We start from the raw sequence: 16382 nt of genomic DNA, 5'->3' as shown, positions 1-16382 counted from the left end.
CGCATTCCAACTGTAGGAGTGAGCCTGCTCGCGATAGGGCCCTTAGCATCGGCAAGTAAATAACAGGCAAACAAAAAGGCCCGCATCGCTGCGGGCCTTTCTGTTTTCAGCGGTGGAGCGGGGCGGTTTAGCCCGCCACCAACACCCGAATCGCTTCCAGGCGCAACGCCGCTTTATCCAGCATCGCCAGACCCTGCTCACGCTGCTGGCGCAGCGCATCCAGTTCGCTGTCACGCACAGTCGGGTTGACCGCTTGCAACGCGGTCAGGCGCGCCAGTTCTTCGTCGGTGTCGGCTGCCAGACGGCGGCGGGCCTCGGCCACGCGCTCGGCGTGACGCGGGGCGATCTTGTCTTCACCGGCGTTGATCCGTGGCGTCAACTGATCGCGCTGGGCCTGGATGAACTTGTTGGCGCTGGCACGCGGCACGCTTTCCAGCTGATCGTTCAGCGTTTCAAACGATACCCGTGGCGACAGGTCGTTGCCGTTGGCGTCGAGCAGGCAGCGCAGGGCGGCCGGCGGCAGGTAACGGCCCAGTTGCAGCGAACGCGGCGCGACCACTTCGCTGACATACAGCAATTCCAGCAACACGGTGCCCGGCTTCAGGGCTTTGTTCTTGATCAGTGCGACAGCGGTGTTGCCCATCGAACCGGACAGCACCAGGTCCATGCCGCCCTGCACCATCGGGTGTTCCCAGGTGATGAACTGCATGTCTTCGCGCGACAGCGCCTGGTTGCGGTCGTAGGTGATGGTCACGCCTTCGTCGTCGCCCAGCGGGAAACTGGCGTCGAGCATTTTTTCGCTCGGCTTGAGGATCAGGGCGTTTTCCGAATGGTCTTCGCTGTCGATGCCGAACGCGTCGAACAGGGTTTCCATGTAGATCGGCAGGGCAAACTGATCGTCTTGCTCAAGGATGGCCTCGACCAGCGCTTCACCTTCGCCAGCGCCGCCGGAGTTCAGCTCCAGCAGACGGTCGCGACCGGTGTGCAGCTCGGCTTCCAGACGCTCACGCTCGGTGCGTGCTTCGTCGATCAGCGCTTGCCACTCGCTGTCGTCGGCTTCTTCGAGCAGCGGCAGCAGGCGCGGGCCGAACTGGTGCTGCAAGGCGTTGCCAGTCGGGCAGGTGTTGAGGAACGCGTTGAGCGCTTCGTGGTACCACTGGAACAGGCGCTCTTGCGGGCTGGTTTCCAGGTACGGTACGTGCAGTTCGATGATGTGTTTCTGGCCGATCCGGTCGAGACGACCGATACGCTGCTCGAGCAGGTCCGGGTGCGACGGCAGATCGAACAGCACCAGGTGGTGCGCGAACTGGAAGTTGCGACCTTCACTGCCGATTTCCGAGCAGATCAGCACTTGCGCGCCAAACTCTTCGTCGGCGAAGTAGGCGGCGGCGCGGTCACGCTCAAGGATGTTCATGCCTTCGTGGAACACCGTGGCCGGGATGCCGGAACGCACGCGCAGGGCGTCTTCCAGGTCCATCGCGGTTTCGGCGTGGGCGCAGATCACCAGCACCTTGGTGCGCTTGAGCATTTTCAGCTGATCGATCAGCCACTCGACACGCGGGTCGAATTTCCACCAGCGCTCTTCTTCGCTGGCGTCCGGCTGGGCCTGGAAGCTGACCTCCGGGTACAGCTCGGCGTGTTCGCCCAGCGGCAGTTCGAGGTATTCGTCCGGGCATGGCAGCGGGTACGGGTGCAGTTTGCGCTCCGGGAAACCCTGCACGGCGGCGCGGGTATTACGGAACAGCACGCGGCCGGTGCCGTGACGATCGAGCAGTTCACGCACGAGGCGCGCGCTGGCTTCGGTGTCGCCATCGTTGACAGCGGTCAGCAAGGCTTCGCCTTCGTTGCCGAGGAAACCCTGAATGGTTTTGTGCGCTTTGGCCGAGAGACGGCCCTTGTCGAGCAGTTCCTGAACGGCTTCGGCCACCGGGCGATAGTTCTCGCTCTCGGCGCGGAAGGCAGCCAGGTCATGGAAACGGTTCGGGTCGAGCAGGCGCAGACGGGCGAAGTGGCTGTCCTGGCCGAGTTGTTCCGGGGTGGCGGTGAGCAGCAGCACGCCCGGAATGACTTCGGCGAGTTGCTCGACCAGCGAATATTCCGCGCTGGCTTTCTCTTCGTGCCAGACCAGGTGGTGGGCTTCGTCGACCACCAGCAAATCCCAACCGGCAGCAAACAGTGCGTCTTGCGCCTTTTCGTCGTCGACCAGCCATTCCAGCGCGACCAGCGCCAGTTGGGTGTCTTCGAACGGGTTGGTGGCATCGCTTTCGATGAAACGTTCTTCGTCGAACAGCGCAACTTGCAGGTTGAAGCGGCGGCGCATTTCGACCAGCCACTGGTGCTGGAGGTTTTCCGGGACGAGGATCAGCACGCGGTTGGCGCGGCCCGAGAGCAGTTGGCGATGGATCACCAGACCGGCTTCGATGGTTTTACCCAGACCCACTTCGTCCGCCAGCAGAACGCGCGGCGCGATGCGGTCGGCGACTTCGCGAGCAATGTGCAATTGGTGCGCGATTGGCTGAGCGCGTACGCCACCCAGGCCCCAGAGCGACGATTGCAATTGGCGGCTGGTGTGTTCGAGGGTGTTGTAACGCAGCGAGAACCACGCCAGCGGGTCGATCTGCCCGGCGAACAGACGGTCGCTGGCCAGACGGAACTGAATGAAGTTCGACAGCTGGGTTTCCGGCAGGGTGACGGCTTCGTTCTGCCCGTTGAGACCGTGATAGACCATCAGCCCGTCGACGTCGTCGACTTGCTGCACGGTCATCTTCCAGCCTTCGAAGTGGGTGATGCTGTCGCCCGGCGAGAATCGCACGCGGGTCAGGGGCGCATTCCGTAGCGCGTACTGGCGGGTTTCGCCAGTGGCCGGGTAAAGCACGGTCAACAAGCGGCCGTCCTGTGCCAGAACGGTGCCTAAACCAAGCTCTGCTTCGCTGTCACTGATCCAGCGTTGCCCCGGTTGATACTGCTGCGCCATGCTGCCTGACTCCCACCTTGAAAAAGCGGGCTATCTTAACGGAATGCAGGCTTCAGGGCCAAAGATTACTGGCGTAGGAGCTGCCGTAGGCTGCGATCTTTTGATCTTTGAGAACCCTTGAGGTTTGAGCTGTCTGATGAAGATCGCAGCCTTCGGCAGCTCCTACACGTGCCAAGTGCGTCACAGATTTTCGACCAGTGGCTCAAGGCGCCTTTGCCGCAGCCGATAGCCTGCTGACAGGAGACCCCATATATGTTGCCACCGATGCTCCCCCTGAGCGCTGTGCCGATCACTTCCCAGCAGGATCCGATCCGCCAGCGGCCGGACATTCCTCCGGTGGTGCCGGTGCAGGAAAGCTCCAACGAAAGCACGATCGATCTGCAAAAGCGCGACCCGGAAGAGGATCGACTGCTGGCGCGTGAAGAGCAGCGCCGTCAGCAAGAACGTGATCGCCGTCGTCGCGAAGCCGACGAAGACCCGGAAGAACACCTGGCGGTGCCCGGTACCGAACTGAATGCCGACAACACCGTGCCGGTGGTGCCGCTGATGGAAGATCAGCCGCGTCAGGGCTTGTGGGTCGATATCGAGATTTGAGTCGCTGTACCGCGTGGGGCGCGCCGGCTGGTCAGCGCGCGTCTGAGGCTGCATTATTGGCGCAGTCCTGCCGGTGATGTGGCAGTTGTGATTCTTTCAAGTGATGTACTGACGCCATGAGCCAAGACGACAAATTGATTGACCTCAGCACTGAGCGCGCCAAGCGTGTGCATGACATTAAAGAAAAGCGCCTGAACGAGGTGCGCCAAGCGTTCGAGCAGGCTATGCCGCTGGGAAAAGCCAAGAAAAAGTCGAAAAACAAGCCGAAAAAGCGTTGATCTCCCCCTGCATCCGTTGATGCAGGTCAGTTATTTTCCCTCCTTTATCCCCCTTCGTTGCTGGTATTGATCCCGGTCAATTTGTGCGCCTGTGTGTTTGGTAACTTAGTCCCATCGCAGCAGAGCAGGGGCCAGGAGGCCAGTCATGTTTTTCGATAACGTGGTGTTTGCCGGGGTCCTGACTGTAGGGCTGATGGTTCTGTTTTTTGCAGGGTTTGGATTTTTTATCTGGAAGGATGCGAATAAGCGCAAGAAGTGATTCTTCTGGATTGATGAGCACGCAAGGCATTTTGGGGCGACTTCGGTTGCCCCTTTTTTTTTTGTGTCTTGGCGGCCTTTGGGCCGACCATGCTCCTGGGGTTCTGGGTGAATATCCGTTTTTGCGGGTGTTGCTGATTACGGTTCCGCCCTTACGGCGGGTCACCTTTTTCAAACGCCAAAAAGGTAACCCAAAAGGCTTGCTCCTGCGTTCGGCCCTCGCAGGCTCGGGTTCCTTCGCTCCGGGATCGATCCGGGCGCAGCGGCTCCGGTTTGCTTCGCTGCACCTCCTTCCGCTGTGTTTGGCTTCGCCAAACGGTCGCTGCGCTCCCACCCCCGGATCAATCCCTCCACTCAGCCTTCCGACGTCGCCTTACAGATCAAGATCAAAAGCAGGCGAGCTGACACTCGGCCTATTGAGTGGTGAAAAGCGGGTGTTCGGCTTTGGGTTTTTGGTGCTCTTGCCACTCACCCCAGCCCTCTCCCGAGGGAGAGAGAGCCGATGGTGGGCCTGTGAAAATTTGCGTTCAACTCGGACTTTCACGTCGGCGTAACTCTACCAAACACCTCGGTCAGTCCCCTCTCCCTCCGGGAGAGGGCTAGGGTGAGGGGCTTTTGATCTGGCTTTTGATCTGGCTTTTGATCTGGCTTTTGATCTGGCTTTTGATCTGGCTTTTGATCTGGCTTTTGATCTGGCTTTTGATCTGGCTTTTGATCTGGCTTTTGATCTGGCTTTTGATCTTGCTTTGGTTTTTGATCTTTTGCCCCATCGGCAGGCCGAGCGAAGGTGTTCATCCGGGGGTAGGCGCGTAGCGCCGTGCGGCGTAGCCGCATACATCGAGAGGAGGTGCAGCGAAGCAAACCGTAGGCGATGCCCCCGGATGGACACCGTAGCGAGGGAACACTGAGCCTCAGCGAAGTGCCGTACGCCAGGGGCAAAGCCTTTTGGTTCCTTTTTGGCGTTTGAAAAAGGGACTCGCTGTAAGAGCGAAACCGCCAGCGGCAGCACCCGCAGCAACGGATATGCCCCCAATCCCAATCCCAATCCCAATCCCAAAACCCCAAACACAAAAAAAGGCGCGATCCTCTCGAATCGCGCCTTTCTCAAGTACCGCTATCTATCAACTACCCAACGCCTTCGACGCCAGCCAGAACAACCCGGCCGACAGCGCCACAGTCGCCGGCAGGGTCAACACCCACGCCAACAGAATGGTACGCACCGTGCCACCCTGCAGGCCGCTCTTGTTAGCAACCATGGTGCCCGCCACGCCCGAAGACAGCACGTGAGTGGTCGACACCGGCAGGCTGAAGATATTGGCCATACCGATCAAACTGGCAGTAGTGATCTGCGCCGACATGCCCTGGGAATAGGTCATGCCCTGCTTGCCGATCTTCTCACCGATGGTCAGTACCACGCGTTTCCAGCCAACCATGGTGCCCAGGCCCAGGGCCAGTGCAACCGCCAGAATCACCCAGAACGGGGCGTATTCGGTGGTGGTGGTCAGGTCTTTGCGCAGCTTGTCGAGGTCAGCCTTTTCACGGGCTTCCAGGCCAGGCAGCTTGCCAACCTTCTTCGCGGTGTCGTCCAGGCAGAGCAGGTAACGGCGTACTTCAATGCGGCTTTCCGACGATAGCGAGTGATAGTCCGCTACGCCTTTAAGCGTGTGCAGCAGGGCGCTGATGGTCGGTTCGGTCTGCTGCGGGTTGCAGCGGAATTTCTCCGGCAGGTCGCCTTCCACGCTTTTGCCCAAGGCCAGGAATTCACCCAGCGAATCGGCGTTGCGCTGGTAGAACTGGCTCAGGTGCAGGGTCGCATCGCGAGTGCGTTCGATCTGGTACGTGGTGCTGTTCAGATCAAGGACGAACTGCGCCGGGACGATACCGATCAACACCAACATGATCAGGCCGATGCCTTTCTGGCCATCGTTGGAACCGTGCACGAAGCTCACGGCCATGGCCGAGATCACCAGAACGAGACGGTTCCAGAACGGTGGGTGCTTCTTGTCGTCGATCTTGCGGCGTTGTTCCGGTGTCTTGTGCATCTTCGACAGCGGACGCCACCACTTCAGGCCGATCAGGATCAGCGCGGCGATCAGGAAGCCGGCCATTGGCGAGAACACCAGCGAGGCACCGATGTCGATCGCTTTCTGCCAGTTCACGCCGTCGGCCAACGGAATGTCGTTGATCAGGGCGTTGGCGAGGCCGACACCGAGGATCGAGCCGATCAGGGTGTGCGAGCTGGAAGCCGGGATACCGAAGTACCAGGTGCCCAGGTTCCAGGCGATTGCCGCGGCGAGCAACGAGAACACCATCGCCAGGCCATGGCCGGTGTTCACATTGATCAGCAGCTCAACCGGCAGCAAATGGACAATGGCATACGCCACGCCAACGCCGCCCAGCAGCACGCCGAGGAAATTGAACACACCGGAGAAGAACACCGCCAGATGGGGCGGCATGGCTTTGGTGTAGATAACAGTGGCTACCGCGTTAGCGGTGTCATGAAATCCATTGATGAACTCGAAGGCGAGGACAAACGTCAGGGCGAGCAAGAGGCTCACAAGCACCCAAGCATCCAGTCCGCTGAATAAATCGATCATGAAGGTTTTCTGACCCGGTCGTAAGGGGGCGCGATTATGCCAGAAAAGACTGGAAATCGATCCCCTCCCTGCTCATCGGTTACACACTTCTTCGATTTAATTTGTTGCAACGCATGAAAACCTAGCGTTTTGCATGGTTTTTCAAGTCATTGATTTTGTTAGTAGAATCATTGTTTTTCGGGTGATTTCGGCCATGCACAAGGGTCTCAAACGCTTGTCTGAAATATCTGTGAAACCTGTAGGACGCCCGTTCTCAGTCAGTCAGACCGGATGATGGCCGCTGCCCGCGGGTAGCGGGCGCGCAAGGCATCGTCGTTCCACCGCGTTTGTAACCGGTGTGGACGCAAACCTTCAAAAGATCCGAAAACCGTGGCTCAAGGCTCTTCGGCTTTGAGTTCCTTTTCGATTTTTTCGATTTCCTGCTTGAAGACCTGATCCTGAACGGTAGGGCGTTTACGCCATGCTTTGCGTTCCGGTTCGGGCTGAGCGGCGTAGGTGGTGACTTCCCCGCCGTAAACTTCCTTGTAACGTTGTTCCTGGCGCTCAAGTTCCGCGCGCAGTTCGTCTTTCGTCACAGTGCTACCTGTATGAGTTGAGTTAAGTGTCTGGTGAAACGCACTGCAACGAATCGATTGAACGGAGCCACCGCGAGTTCAACGCCCGGACAGGCATTGGTGTGAACGGTGGGGCGATCAAGACTTCCGTGTTACAGGCGGCTACGGCACCAGATAAAAACTGACGCAGCATCAGTTTCCTGTTTCAGCGAGCGCAGGCGTTGCATGAGTAATGCGCGTCAGGCGCTGGCCGGGCTGTTGGCGATGGGCATCGCCGCAGCGGGTGACGACCTCGCGATTGAAAACGAGGTGCCACTGAGCTGCATTATAGCGGTCGATTCAGGAATGACTATCTTTGCCAAGTTAAAAACGGTTCCGGATGTGTGATTGTTTTGTGACTCGCAACTTTTGTTACTAGTTGAAGTGCGTGTTGGCGCTTATTGCGTGGGTGATCTGTTTTTGGCGCCATTTAGTCGGACAACTAAGGCTGTGATTCTGATAATCGCAAAGTTTGGCTTGCCCCATAAATGGCTAGAGGCTAGCCCATCAGCTGATTGCGATTATCGGTCGACGGTTCGATAATCGCCCAATCTTGCAGCCCGACGCTTGTGCATTTGTCGGCGAGCCGCTTGTATAGCCCATTGATCCGTGCCGGATAAAAGGACAAGAAATGAACGATCAAATGCGCAACTCCTTCACCTCCGTGGCGCCGCCGATCGTCGCCTCGCCGGCCAAACGCATCCAGGCGCTGACCGGTGATCCGGACTTCATGACTTCGCTGGCTCGTGGTCTGGCGGTGGTGCAGGCGTTTCAGGAGCGCAAGCGCCATCTGACTATCGCCCAGATCAGCCACCGCACCGAGATTCCCCGCGCCGCCGTGCGCCGTTGCCTGCATACGCTGATCAAACTCGGCTACGCCACCACGGACGGTCGCACCTATTCATTGCTGCCCAAAGTGCTGACCCTCGGCCACGCCTATCTGTCGTCGACGCCACTGGCGGTATCCGCCCAGCCGTACCTTGACCGCATGAGCGAACAACTGCACGAAGCCTGCAACATGGCAACGCTCGAGGGCGACGACATTCTCTACATCGCCCGCTCGGCGACCACCCAGCGACTGATTTCGGTGGACCTGTCGGTGGGCGGCCGTCTGCCGGCGTATTGCACATCAATGGGCCGGATTCTGCTGGCAGCCCTTGATGACACCTCGCTGCGTGAATACCTCGATCACGCCGAACTGGTCGCCAAGACCAGCCGCACGATTCACACGCCCGATGCTTTGCTCGAATGCCTGCAGGAAGTGCGGCAGCAAGGCTGGTGCATCGTCGATCAGGAACTGGAACAAGGTCTGCGTTCGATTGCCGTGCCGGTCTACGACGCTTCCGGCCAGGTGGTGGCAGCGCTCAACGTCAGCACCCACGCCGGTCGCGTCAGTCGTACCGAGCTGGAGCAGCGCTTCCTGCCGGGACTGCTCAGTGCCAGTCGTGACCTCAGTGCGCAGCTGTTCGCCTGATGAAGCTGTTCGATAAACGCACAGTGTTGCGTTTATCGAATTGACGCTAAAACCCTCGGATCATTAATGTCGCGGCAGCGTCATCCGGCGCTGATGTGAATGAACCCGCCGGACTGCCGACTCCCATAATAATGACAAGAGGCAACTCACCATGCGCATGCTCTCCGACTGTCTCCGCCCCATCCGCTGTTGCCGGGTTCACCGCAACGCCTGATCCAGACCTTCTATTCTTGTGACCGTGCCGCTCTCTGGCCGGCCGCCGTTCGACTGCGTTTTTTGCGTGGAATAAAAATAATGAACCAGCCTCAGTCCGCTGTGGGTAACTGCCTCGACGTGCAGACCTTCATCAATGCCCAACCGATCTCGCGCTATCAGTGGCGCGTAGTGATCCTGTGTTTCCTGATTGTCTTTCTCGATGGCCTCGACACCGCCGCGATGGGGTTTATTGCCCCGGCGCTGTCGCAGGATTGGGGCATCGACCGGGCCAGCCTTGGCCCGGTGATGAGTGCCGCGCTGATTGGCATGGTCTTCGGCGCACTGGGTTCCGGGCCTTTGGCTGACCGCTTCGGGCGCAAAGTGGTACTCGTTGGCGCGGTGGTTCTGTTCGGTGCCTTCAGCCTGGCGTCGGCGTACAGCAGCAACGTTGAACAGCTGCTGGTGCTGCGCTTCCTCACTGGCCTTGGCTTGGGCGCGGGGATGCCGAATGCCACAACTCTGCTCTCGGAATACACCCCGGAGCGCAAGAAATCGCTGCTGGTGACCAGCATGTTCTGCGGTTTCAACCTGGGCATGGCCGGTGGCGGGTTCATTTCCGCCAAGCTGATTCCGGCGTTCGGCTGGCACAGCCTGCTGCTGATCGGCGGGATCCTGCCGCTGATCCTCGCCGTGGTGCTGCTGTTCTGGCTGCCGGAATCGGCGCGTTATCTGGTGGTGCGCAATCGTGGCACGGACAAAGTGCGCAAGACCCTGGCGCCGATCGACCCGGTCACCGTCGCTCAGGCCTCGAGCTTCAGCGTACCGGAACAGAAAACCGTCAAGGCGCGCAACGTGTTCGCGGTGATCTTCTCCGGCACTTACAGCACTGGCACCTTGCTGCTGTGGCTAACCTACTTCATGGGGCTGGTGATTGTTTATCTGCTGACCAGTTGGTTGCCGACACTGATGCGTGACAGCGGCGCGAGCATGGAGCAAGCCGCATTTATTGGCGCGTTGTTCCAGTTCGGCGGGGTGTTGAGCGCGGTCGCTGTGGGATGGGCGATGGACCGCTTCAATCCGCACAAGGTCATCGGCATTTTCTACCTGCTGGCCGGGGTGTTTGCCTACGCGGTGGGGCAGAGCCTGGGCAACATCACGTTGCTGGCGACTTTGGTGCTGGTGGCGGGGATGTGCGTGAACGGTGCGCAATCGGCGATGCCGTCACTGGCGGCGCGGTTTTATCCCACCCAAGGGCGGGCGACCGGGGTCTCATGGATGCTGGGGATTGGCCGCTTTGGCGCGATTCTCGGGGCATGGATGGGCGCGACATTGTTGGGCCTGGGCTGGAATTTCGAGCAGGTGTTGACGGCGTTGGTGATTCCGGCGGCATTGGCGACTACTGCGGTGGTGATCAAAGGCATGGTCAGTCATGCGGATGCGACCTGAGTATCAGCGCATGATCGTTCCCACGCTCTGCTTGGGAACGCCTCAATAGACGCTCTGCGTCTGCTTTGGGACGCGGAGCGTCCCGGGCTGCATTCCCACGCGGAGCGTGGGAACGATCAATCAAAACACGAACCGATAGGCTGACAACAATCTGTTCGATAAACGAACACTCAGTCGATTATCGGATTGTTTGGCGATTTTCCCAGGCTTAATCTGCAGTGACTCCGGCGCTGAACCTCGCGCCTTTTTATCACTGGCGATTCATTACAAAAACAGGAGCCCGCTCCATGGCTGAGATCCTTTCGCTGCACGACGCGGTGAAGCAATTCGTCAACGACGGTGACACCGTCGCACTCGAAGGCTTCACTCACCTGATCCCTACAGCAGCGGGTCATGAAATCATTCGTCAGGGCAAGAAAGATCTGACGCTGGTGCGGATGACACCTGACCTGATCTACGACCAACTGATCGGCGCCGGTTGCGCACGCAAACTGATTTTCTCCTGGGGCGGCAACCCGGGCGTCGGTTCGCTGCACCGCCTGCGTGACGCGGTCGAGAAACAATGGCCGCATGCTCTCGAAATCGAAGAGCACAGCCATGCCGACCTGGCCAATGCCTACGTCGCTGGCGCATCCGGCCTGCCGTTCGCGGTGCTGCGCGCCTACGCCGGCTCCGACCTGCCGAAGGTCAATCCACTGATCAAAACCGTGACCTGCCCGTTCACCGGTGAAGTGCTGGCGGCGGTGCCGTCGGTGCGCCCGGACGTGACCGTGATCCACGCACAGAAAGCCGACCGTCAGGGCAACGTGCTGCTGTGGGGCATCCTCGGTGTGCAGAAAGAAGCGGCACTGGCGGCCAAACGCTGCATCGTCACCGTGGAAGAGATTGTCGACAACCTCAACGCGCCGATGAATGCCTGCGTGCTGCCGACCTGGGCCTTGAGCGCAGTCTGCCACGTACCCGGCGGCGCGCACCCGTCCTACGCCCACGGTTACACCGAGCGCGACAATCGTTTCTATCAGGCGTGGGACCCGATTGCCCGTGACCGTGAAACGTTTACTGCGTGGATCAACGAATACATCCATGGCTGCGCTGACTTCAGCGCGTTCCAGGCCAAGTTGGCCGCTGCTTCGGAGGCCAAGTAATGACTTACACCACCAATGAAATGATGACCGTCGCGGCGGCCCGTCGCCTGAAGAACGGCTCGGTGTGCTTCGTCGGTATCGGCCTGCCGTCGAAAGCCGCCAACCTGGCGCGCCTGACCTCGTCGCCGGACGTGGTGCTGATCTACGAGTCGGGCCCGATTGGCGCCAAGCCAAGCGTGTTGCCGCTGTCCATTGGTGACGGCGAGCTCGCTGAAACCGCTGACACCGTCGTACCGACCGGTGAGATTTTTCGCTATTGGTTGCAGGGCGGACGCATTGACGTTGGTTTCCTCGGTGCTGCGCAAGTCGACCGTTTCGGCAACATCAACACCACCGTGGTTGGCGATTACTTCTCGCCGAAAGTGCGTCTACCGGGGGCCGGTGGCGCGCCGGAGATTGCCGGTTCGGCAAAAAGCGTGTTGATCATCCTTAAACAGTCGGCGCGTTCGTTTGTCGACAAGCTCGACTTCATCACCTCGGTCGGTCACGGCGAAGGCGGCGACTCGCGTAAACGTCTGGGCCTGCCGGGCGCCGGGCCGGTCGGGATCATCACCGACCTGTGCATCATGGAACCGGAAGAAGGCACCCACGAATTCGTGGTCACCGCGCTGCACCCGGGCGTGACCCGCGAGCAAGTGGTCGCGGCCACCGGTTGGGCGATTCGTTTTGCCGAGCATGTTGAAAACACCGCTGAACCGACTGAAGTCGAACTGACTGCGCTGCGCGATCTCGAAGCGCGTACTGCCGCCGCCCACGGCCAGGCACCGGGAGAAGCATGATGCGTGACGTTTATATCTGCGACGCGATTCGCACCCCGATCGGCCGTTTCGGCGGCGGTTTGTCCGCCGTCCGCGCCGATGACCTGGCCGCTGTGCCGATCAAGGCCCTGATGGAACGCAATCCATCGGTGGACTGGAATGCCATCGACGAAGTCTTCCTCGGTTGCGCCAACCAGGCCGGTGAAGACAACCGCAACGTTGCGCGTATGGCCCTGCTGCTGGCGGGCCTGCCGGAAAGCGTACCGGGCGTGACGCTCAATCGTCTTTGCGCTTCGGGCATGGACGCGATCGGCACCGCATTCCGCGCCATCGCCAGCGGCGAGATGGAGTTGGCAATTGCCGGCGGCGTCGAGTCGATGTCCCGCGCGCCGTTCGTGATGGGCAAGGCTGACGCAGCGTTTTCGCGCAACATGAAGCTGGAAGACACCACCATCGGCTGGCGTTTCATCAACCCGTTGATGAAGGCGCTGTACGGCGTCGACGCGATGCCGCAGACCGCTGACAACGTCGCCGACGACTATAAAGTGTCGCGCGCCGATCAGGACGCGTTTGCTCTACGCAGTCAGCAACGCACTGCTGCCGCGCAGGCTGCGGGCTACTTCGCCGAAGAAATCGTCGAAGTGCGGATCGCCCACAAGAAGGGCGAAACCGTGGTCAGCCAGGACGAACATCCGCGCGCTGACACCACGATTGAAGCGTTGACCAAATTGAAACCGGTCAACGGCCCAGACAAAACCGTCACCGCCGGCAATGCTTCTGGCGTCAACGACGGTGCTGCCGCACTGATTCTGGCTTCCGCCGACGCGGTGAAAAAACATGGCCTGACCGCCCGCGCCAAAGTGCTCGGCATGGCCAGCGCTGGTGTCGCACCTCGGGTGATGGGCATCGGCCCGGTGCCGGCGGTGCGCAAATTGATCGAGCGCCTGGGCGTCGCGGTCAGCGATTTCGACGTTATCGAACTCAACGAAGCGTTTGCCAGCCAGGGTTTGGCGGTGCTGCGCGAACTGGGTCTTGCCGATGACGCTGCGCAGGTCAACCCGAACGGCGGGGCGATTGCCCTTGGTCACCCGTTGGGCATGAGCGGTGCGCGTCTGGTGCTGACCGCACTGCATCAGTTGGAAAAGACCGGTGGCAAGAAAGGTCTGGCGACCATGTGCGTCGGTGTCGGCCAAGGTCTTGCCCTGGCCATCGAACGCGTCTGACGCAAGCCGTGACGAAAAAGAACAGAGGAAAGCGACATGTCTGACAAGCCTGGTTACCGTCGTCCGCAGGAAGGCACTCAGCCTGAGTACCTGCACCCGACGTATCAATCCACCAACCTGCGCTCGCCGTCGAAGCCGTTGGTGTTTCTGCCGCACTCGCTGTCGGAAATCACCGGGCCGACCATCGGCGCCGAGCGCGTGGGCGACACCGATAACGACCTGACCGCCCAGCATGAAGGGGAGCCGCAAGGTGAGCGCATCATCGTTCACGGCCGCGTACTCGACGAAAATGGTCTGCCGGTACCGGGAATTCTGGTGGAGATCTGGCAGGCCAACGCCGCCGGCCGCTACAACCACAAGCGCGACCTGCACGATGCGCCGCTGGACCCGAACTTCACCGGCACCGGCCGCACCGTCACCGACGCCGACGGCTGGTATCAGTTCCAGACCATCAAGCCCGGCGCCTACCCGTGGGGCAACCACCACAACGCCTGGCGTCCGGCGCACATCCACTTTTCGCTGTTCGGGCCGAGCATCCTCACCCGTCTGGTCACGCAAATGTATTTCCCGGGCGATCCGTTGCTGGCCTACGACCCGATCTACAACTGCGTGCCGGACACTTCGGCCAAGGAACGCCTGATCGCCAGTTTCGATCTGGAAAAAACCATTCCGTCCTACGCCCTCGGTTATCGCTGGGACATCGTGCTGCGCGGGCGTGAAGCCACGCCGATGGAGAAATAAGATGACGCTGACTGCGACCACGTCCCACACCGTCGGGCCGTACTACCACATCGGCCTGACCTGGCTGAACCGTGAAGACCTCACCGTTGAGCAAACCCTCGGTGAGCGCGTGGCAATCACCGGGCAAGTGGTGGATGGCAACGGCGATGTCGTTAACGACGCCATGCTCGAAGTCTGGCAGGCCAACGCTGCCGGCAAATACGACCACCCGGAAGACGAGCAGGACAAACCGCTTGATCCGCACTTTGAAGGTTTTGGCCGGGTGCCGGTGGATGCTGAAGGGCGCTTCCGTTTCACCACGATCAAACCGGGCACGGTTGAGGGGCTGAAGGGCTCGACCCAGGCGCCGCATCTGGTGGTGCTGGTGTTTGCCCGTGGCTTGGTCAAACACTTGCTGACGCGGATCTACTTTGAAGGCGAGCCGGCCAACGTTGATGATCCGTTACTCGATTGTGTGCCGGCCGAGCGTCGCAGCACGTTGCTGGCCAAGCAGGACGCCTCGGGTGTTTACCAGTGGAATGTGATTCTGCAGGGCACTGACGCCGAGACGGTGTTCTTCGATTATTAAAATCAAAAGATCACCGCCTGCGGCAGCTTCTACATGATCGTTCCCACGCTCTGCGTGGGAATGCCGCCATGGACGCTCCGCGTCCACTGTGACGCGGAGCGTAACCGGATGCGTTACCACGCGGAGCGTGGGAACGATCGATGTAGGATGTGGAACGGGACTGTTGCAAAGTATGTCTAGACTCTCACTGTCCCTATCGAGTGAAAAACAATGACAACGACCACCTCCCATTACACCGGTGAAGAGCGCAGCAAGCGCATCTTTGCCATTGTCGGCGCCTCGTCTGGCAACCTCGTCGAATGGTTCGACTTCTACGTCTACGCTTTCTGCGCGATCTATTTCGCCCCGGCGTTCTTCCCCTCCGACAACCCGACGGTGCAACTGGTCAATACCGCTGGCGTGTTCGCCGCCGGCTTCCTGATGCGTCCGATTGGTGGCTGGATTTTCGGCCGGGTCGCCGACAAGCACGGGCGCAAGAATTCGATGCTCATCTCGATTCTGATGATGTGCTTCGGCTCGTTGCTGATTGCCTGCCTGCCGACCTATAAGGACATCGGCGTCTGGGCACCGGTCCTGCTGTTGTTCGCACGCTTGCTGCAAGGCTTGTCGGTCGGCGGCGAGTACGGCACCACCGCGACCTATATGAGCGAAGTTGCCCTCAAGGGCCAGCGTGGATTTTTCGCCTCGTTCCAGTACGTGACCCTGATCGGCGGACAACTGCTGGCGGTGTCGCTGGTGGTGGTCCTGCAGCAATTCCTCACCGAAGAAGACCTGCGTGCCTACGGCTGGCGGATTCCGTTTGTGGTCGGTGCGGTGGCGGCGCTGATTTCGCTGTTCCTGCGTCGCAGCCTGAAAGAAACCACCAACAAGGAAACCCGCGCGCATAAAGACGCCGGCAGCATCAGCGCACTGTTCCGCGATCACAAAGCCGCGTTCATCACCGTGCTCGGTTACACCGCCGGTGGTTCGCTGATTTTCTACACCTTCACTACCTACATGCAGAAGTACCTGGTCAACACCGCTGGCATGCACGCCAAGACCGCCAGCTACATCATGACCGGCGCGCTGTTCCTGTATATGTGCATGCAGCCGCTGTTCGGCATGCTCGCCGACAAGATTGGCCGACGTAATTCGATGCTCTGGTTCGGCGCACTCGGCACGCTGTTCACCGTGCCGATCCTGCTCAGCCTGAAAAGCGTCAGCAGCCCGTTCCTCGCGTTTGTGCTGATCACCGTGGCGCTGGCGATTGTCAGTTTCTACACCTCGATCAGCGGCTTGGTGAAAGCAGAAATGTTCCCGCCGGAGGTCCGTGCCCTTGGCGTTGGTCTGGCCTATGCGGTGGCGAACGCGATCTTCGGCGGTTCGGCGGAATTCGTCGCCCTGAGCCTGAAGAACATCGGCATGGAAAACTCCTTCTACTGGTACGTTACGGCCATGATGGCGATCGCCTTCCTGTTCAGTCTGCGCTTGCCGAAACAGGCGGCGTATTTGCACCACGATCTCTAACCCGAAGTGCGCGGGTCGTCAGGGCCCGCGCC

Annotated in this window: 16 protein-coding genes; 12 read left to right on the top strand and 4 right to left on the bottom strand. The window is 60.0% G+C overall.

Going from position 1 to position 16382, the window contains the following annotated elements:
* Nucleotides 1–127 precede the first annotated feature (127 nt).
* Nucleotides 128–2974: an RNA polymerase-associated protein RapA gene (gene rapA / locus CKW14_RS15910; protein ID WP_095125612.1), complete on the bottom strand. Its 2847-nt coding sequence runs from the start codon at nucleotides 2972–2974 to the stop codon at nucleotides 128–130.
* Nucleotides 2975–3226: 252 nt separating this feature from the next.
* On the opposite strand from rapA, the gene CKW14_RS15905 reads away from it, so the two are divergent.
* The 3 genes from CKW14_RS15905 to ccoM all read left to right on the top strand — a co-directional run bounded on the left by CKW14_RS15905 (nucleotide 3227) and on the right by ccoM (nucleotide 4105).
* Nucleotides 3227–3568 carry a hypothetical protein gene (locus tag CKW14_RS15905; protein WP_003222394.1) on the top strand — a complete coding sequence of 114 codons (342 nt, stop codon included), beginning with the start codon at nucleotides 3227–3229 and terminating at the stop codon, nucleotides 3566–3568.
* 116 nt (nucleotides 3569–3684) lie between these two features.
* Entirely contained in the window at nucleotides 3685–3846 is a 162-nt protein-coding gene (locus tag CKW14_RS29970; protein ID WP_007918490.1) for a hypothetical protein, read from the top strand.
* 145 nt (nucleotides 3847–3991) lie between these two features.
* On the top strand, nucleotides 3992–4105 hold the full coding sequence (ccoM, locus tag CKW14_RS30310; RefSeq protein WP_003222396.1) for a cytochrome c oxidase subunit CcoM: 114 nt from the start codon (nucleotides 3992–3994) through the stop codon (nucleotides 4103–4105).
* A 539-nt stretch (nucleotides 4106–4644) separates the two neighbouring features.
* Here the strand turns inward: ccoM and CKW14_RS29530 are convergent.
* The 3 genes from CKW14_RS29530 to CKW14_RS15890 all read right to left on the bottom strand — a co-directional run bounded on the left by CKW14_RS29530 (nucleotide 4645) and on the right by CKW14_RS15890 (nucleotide 7276).
* A complete protein-coding gene (locus CKW14_RS29530) occupies nucleotides 4645–4899 on the bottom strand; it encodes a hypothetical protein (protein ID WP_141231798.1) in 255 nt (84 codons plus the stop codon).
* Between the two features lie 326 nt (nucleotides 4900–5225).
* Nucleotides 5226–6701 carry an inorganic phosphate transporter gene (locus CKW14_RS15895; RefSeq protein ID WP_007917114.1) on the bottom strand — a complete coding sequence of 492 codons (1476 nt, stop codon included), beginning with the start codon at nucleotides 6699–6701 and terminating at the stop codon, nucleotides 5226–5228.
* 374 nt (nucleotides 6702–7075) lie between these two features.
* Complete coding sequence (locus CKW14_RS15890; RefSeq protein ID WP_008080067.1) at nucleotides 7076–7276, bottom strand: hypothetical protein; 201 nt, start codon at nucleotides 7274–7276, stop codon at nucleotides 7076–7078.
* A gap of 204 nt (nucleotides 7277–7480) precedes the next feature.
* Between CKW14_RS15890 and CKW14_RS29965 the strand changes: the two genes are divergently transcribed.
* From CKW14_RS29965 to CKW14_RS15850, 9 genes are all read left to right on the top strand, one after another.
* Nucleotides 7481–7642, top strand: coding sequence for a hypothetical protein (locus CKW14_RS29965; RefSeq protein ID WP_156685510.1), 162 nt, complete (start codon nucleotides 7481–7483; stop codon nucleotides 7640–7642).
* Nucleotides 7643–7925: 283 nt separating this feature from the next.
* Nucleotides 7926–8768, top strand: a complete 843-nt coding sequence (gene pcaR, locus CKW14_RS15885) for a pca regulon transcriptional regulator PcaR (RefSeq protein WP_007917109.1) — start codon at nucleotides 7926–7928, stop codon at nucleotides 8766–8768.
* Nucleotides 8769–9062: 294 nt separating this feature from the next.
* Entirely contained in the window at nucleotides 9063–10409 is a 1347-nt protein-coding gene (locus CKW14_RS15880; RefSeq protein ID WP_093438668.1) for an MFS transporter, read from the top strand.
* 287 nt (nucleotides 10410–10696) lie between these two features.
* Entirely contained in the window at nucleotides 10697–11554 is an 858-nt protein-coding gene (locus tag CKW14_RS15875) for a CoA transferase subunit A (RefSeq protein ID WP_077571457.1), read from the top strand.
* A complete protein-coding gene (locus CKW14_RS15870) occupies nucleotides 11554–12333 on the top strand; it encodes a CoA-transferase subunit beta (RefSeq protein WP_064393051.1) in 780 nt (259 codons plus the stop codon). The genes CKW14_RS15875 and CKW14_RS15870 overlap by 1 nt, the downstream gene beginning before the upstream one ends.
* Nucleotides 12330–13535 carry a 3-oxoadipyl-CoA thiolase gene (pcaF, locus tag CKW14_RS15865; RefSeq protein WP_176471291.1) on the top strand — a complete coding sequence of 402 codons (1206 nt, stop codon included), beginning with the start codon at nucleotides 12330–12332 and terminating at the stop codon, nucleotides 13533–13535. The genes CKW14_RS15870 and pcaF overlap by 4 nt, the downstream gene beginning before the upstream one ends.
* 36 nt (nucleotides 13536–13571) lie before the next feature.
* Complete coding sequence (gene pcaH, locus CKW14_RS15860; protein WP_038358206.1) at nucleotides 13572–14276, top strand: protocatechuate 3,4-dioxygenase subunit beta; 705 nt, start codon at nucleotides 13572–13574, stop codon at nucleotides 14274–14276.
* Between the two features lies 1 nt (nucleotide 14277).
* Complete coding sequence (gene pcaG / locus CKW14_RS15855) at nucleotides 14278–14844, top strand: protocatechuate 3,4-dioxygenase subunit alpha (protein ID WP_095049153.1); 567 nt, start codon at nucleotides 14278–14280, stop codon at nucleotides 14842–14844.
* 210 nt (nucleotides 14845–15054) lie between these two features.
* Nucleotides 15055–16350: an MFS family transporter gene (locus CKW14_RS15850; RefSeq protein WP_095049154.1), complete on the top strand. Its 1296-nt coding sequence runs from the start codon at nucleotides 15055–15057 to the stop codon at nucleotides 16348–16350.
* The last annotated feature ends 32 nt before the right edge of the window (nucleotides 16351–16382 follow it).

The sequence above is a fragment of the Pseudomonas sp. Irchel s3a12 genome, from assembly GCF_900187485.1.
Lineage (GTDB): Bacteria > Pseudomonadota > Gammaproteobacteria > Pseudomonadales > Pseudomonadaceae > Aquipseudomonas > Aquipseudomonas neuropathica.
The sequence above is the reverse complement of the archived record's forward strand: the minus strand, read 5'-3'. Positions and strand labels throughout refer to the sequence as shown.

Coding starts and splice junctions, on each gene's coding strand:
- pcaH (WP_038358206.1), top strand. CDS start 13,572: ATGTCTGACAAGCCTGGTTACCGTCGTCCGCAGGAAGGCACTCAGCCT.
- CKW14_RS15895 (WP_007917114.1), bottom strand. CDS start 6,701: ATGATCGATTTATTCAGCGGACTGGATGCTTGGGTGCTTGTGAGCCTC.
- CKW14_RS29965 (WP_156685510.1), top strand. CDS start 7,481: ATGAGTAATGCGCGTCAGGCGCTGGCCGGGCTGTTGGCGATGGGCATC.
- rapA (WP_095125612.1), bottom strand. CDS start 2,974: ATGGCGCAGCAGTATCAACCGGGGCAACGCTGGATCAGTGACAGCGAA.
- pcaR (WP_007917109.1), top strand. CDS start 7,926: ATGAACGATCAAATGCGCAACTCCTTCACCTCCGTGGCGCCGCCGATC.
- CKW14_RS15850 (WP_095049154.1), top strand. CDS start 15,055: ATGACAACGACCACCTCCCATTACACCGGTGAAGAGCGCAGCAAGCGC.
- CKW14_RS15870 (WP_064393051.1), top strand. CDS start 11,554: ATGACTTACACCACCAATGAAATGATGACCGTCGCGGCGGCCCGTCGC.
- CKW14_RS15905 (WP_003222394.1), top strand. CDS start 3,227: ATGTTGCCACCGATGCTCCCCCTGAGCGCTGTGCCGATCACTTCCCAG.
- CKW14_RS15880 (WP_093438668.1), top strand. CDS start 9,063: ATGAACCAGCCTCAGTCCGCTGTGGGTAACTGCCTCGACGTGCAGACC.
- pcaG (WP_095049153.1), top strand. CDS start 14,278: ATGACGCTGACTGCGACCACGTCCCACACCGTCGGGCCGTACTACCAC.
- CKW14_RS29530 (WP_141231798.1), bottom strand. CDS start 4,899: ATGAACACCTTCGCTCGGCCTGCCGATGGGGCAAAAGATCAAAAACCA.
- CKW14_RS15875 (WP_077571457.1), top strand. CDS start 10,697: ATGGCTGAGATCCTTTCGCTGCACGACGCGGTGAAGCAATTCGTCAAC.
- pcaF (WP_176471291.1), top strand. CDS start 12,330: ATGATGCGTGACGTTTATATCTGCGACGCGATTCGCACCCCGATCGGC.
- ccoM (WP_003222396.1), top strand. CDS start 3,992: ATGTTTTTCGATAACGTGGTGTTTGCCGGGGTCCTGACTGTAGGGCTG.
- CKW14_RS29970 (WP_007918490.1), top strand. CDS start 3,685: ATGAGCCAAGACGACAAATTGATTGACCTCAGCACTGAGCGCGCCAAG.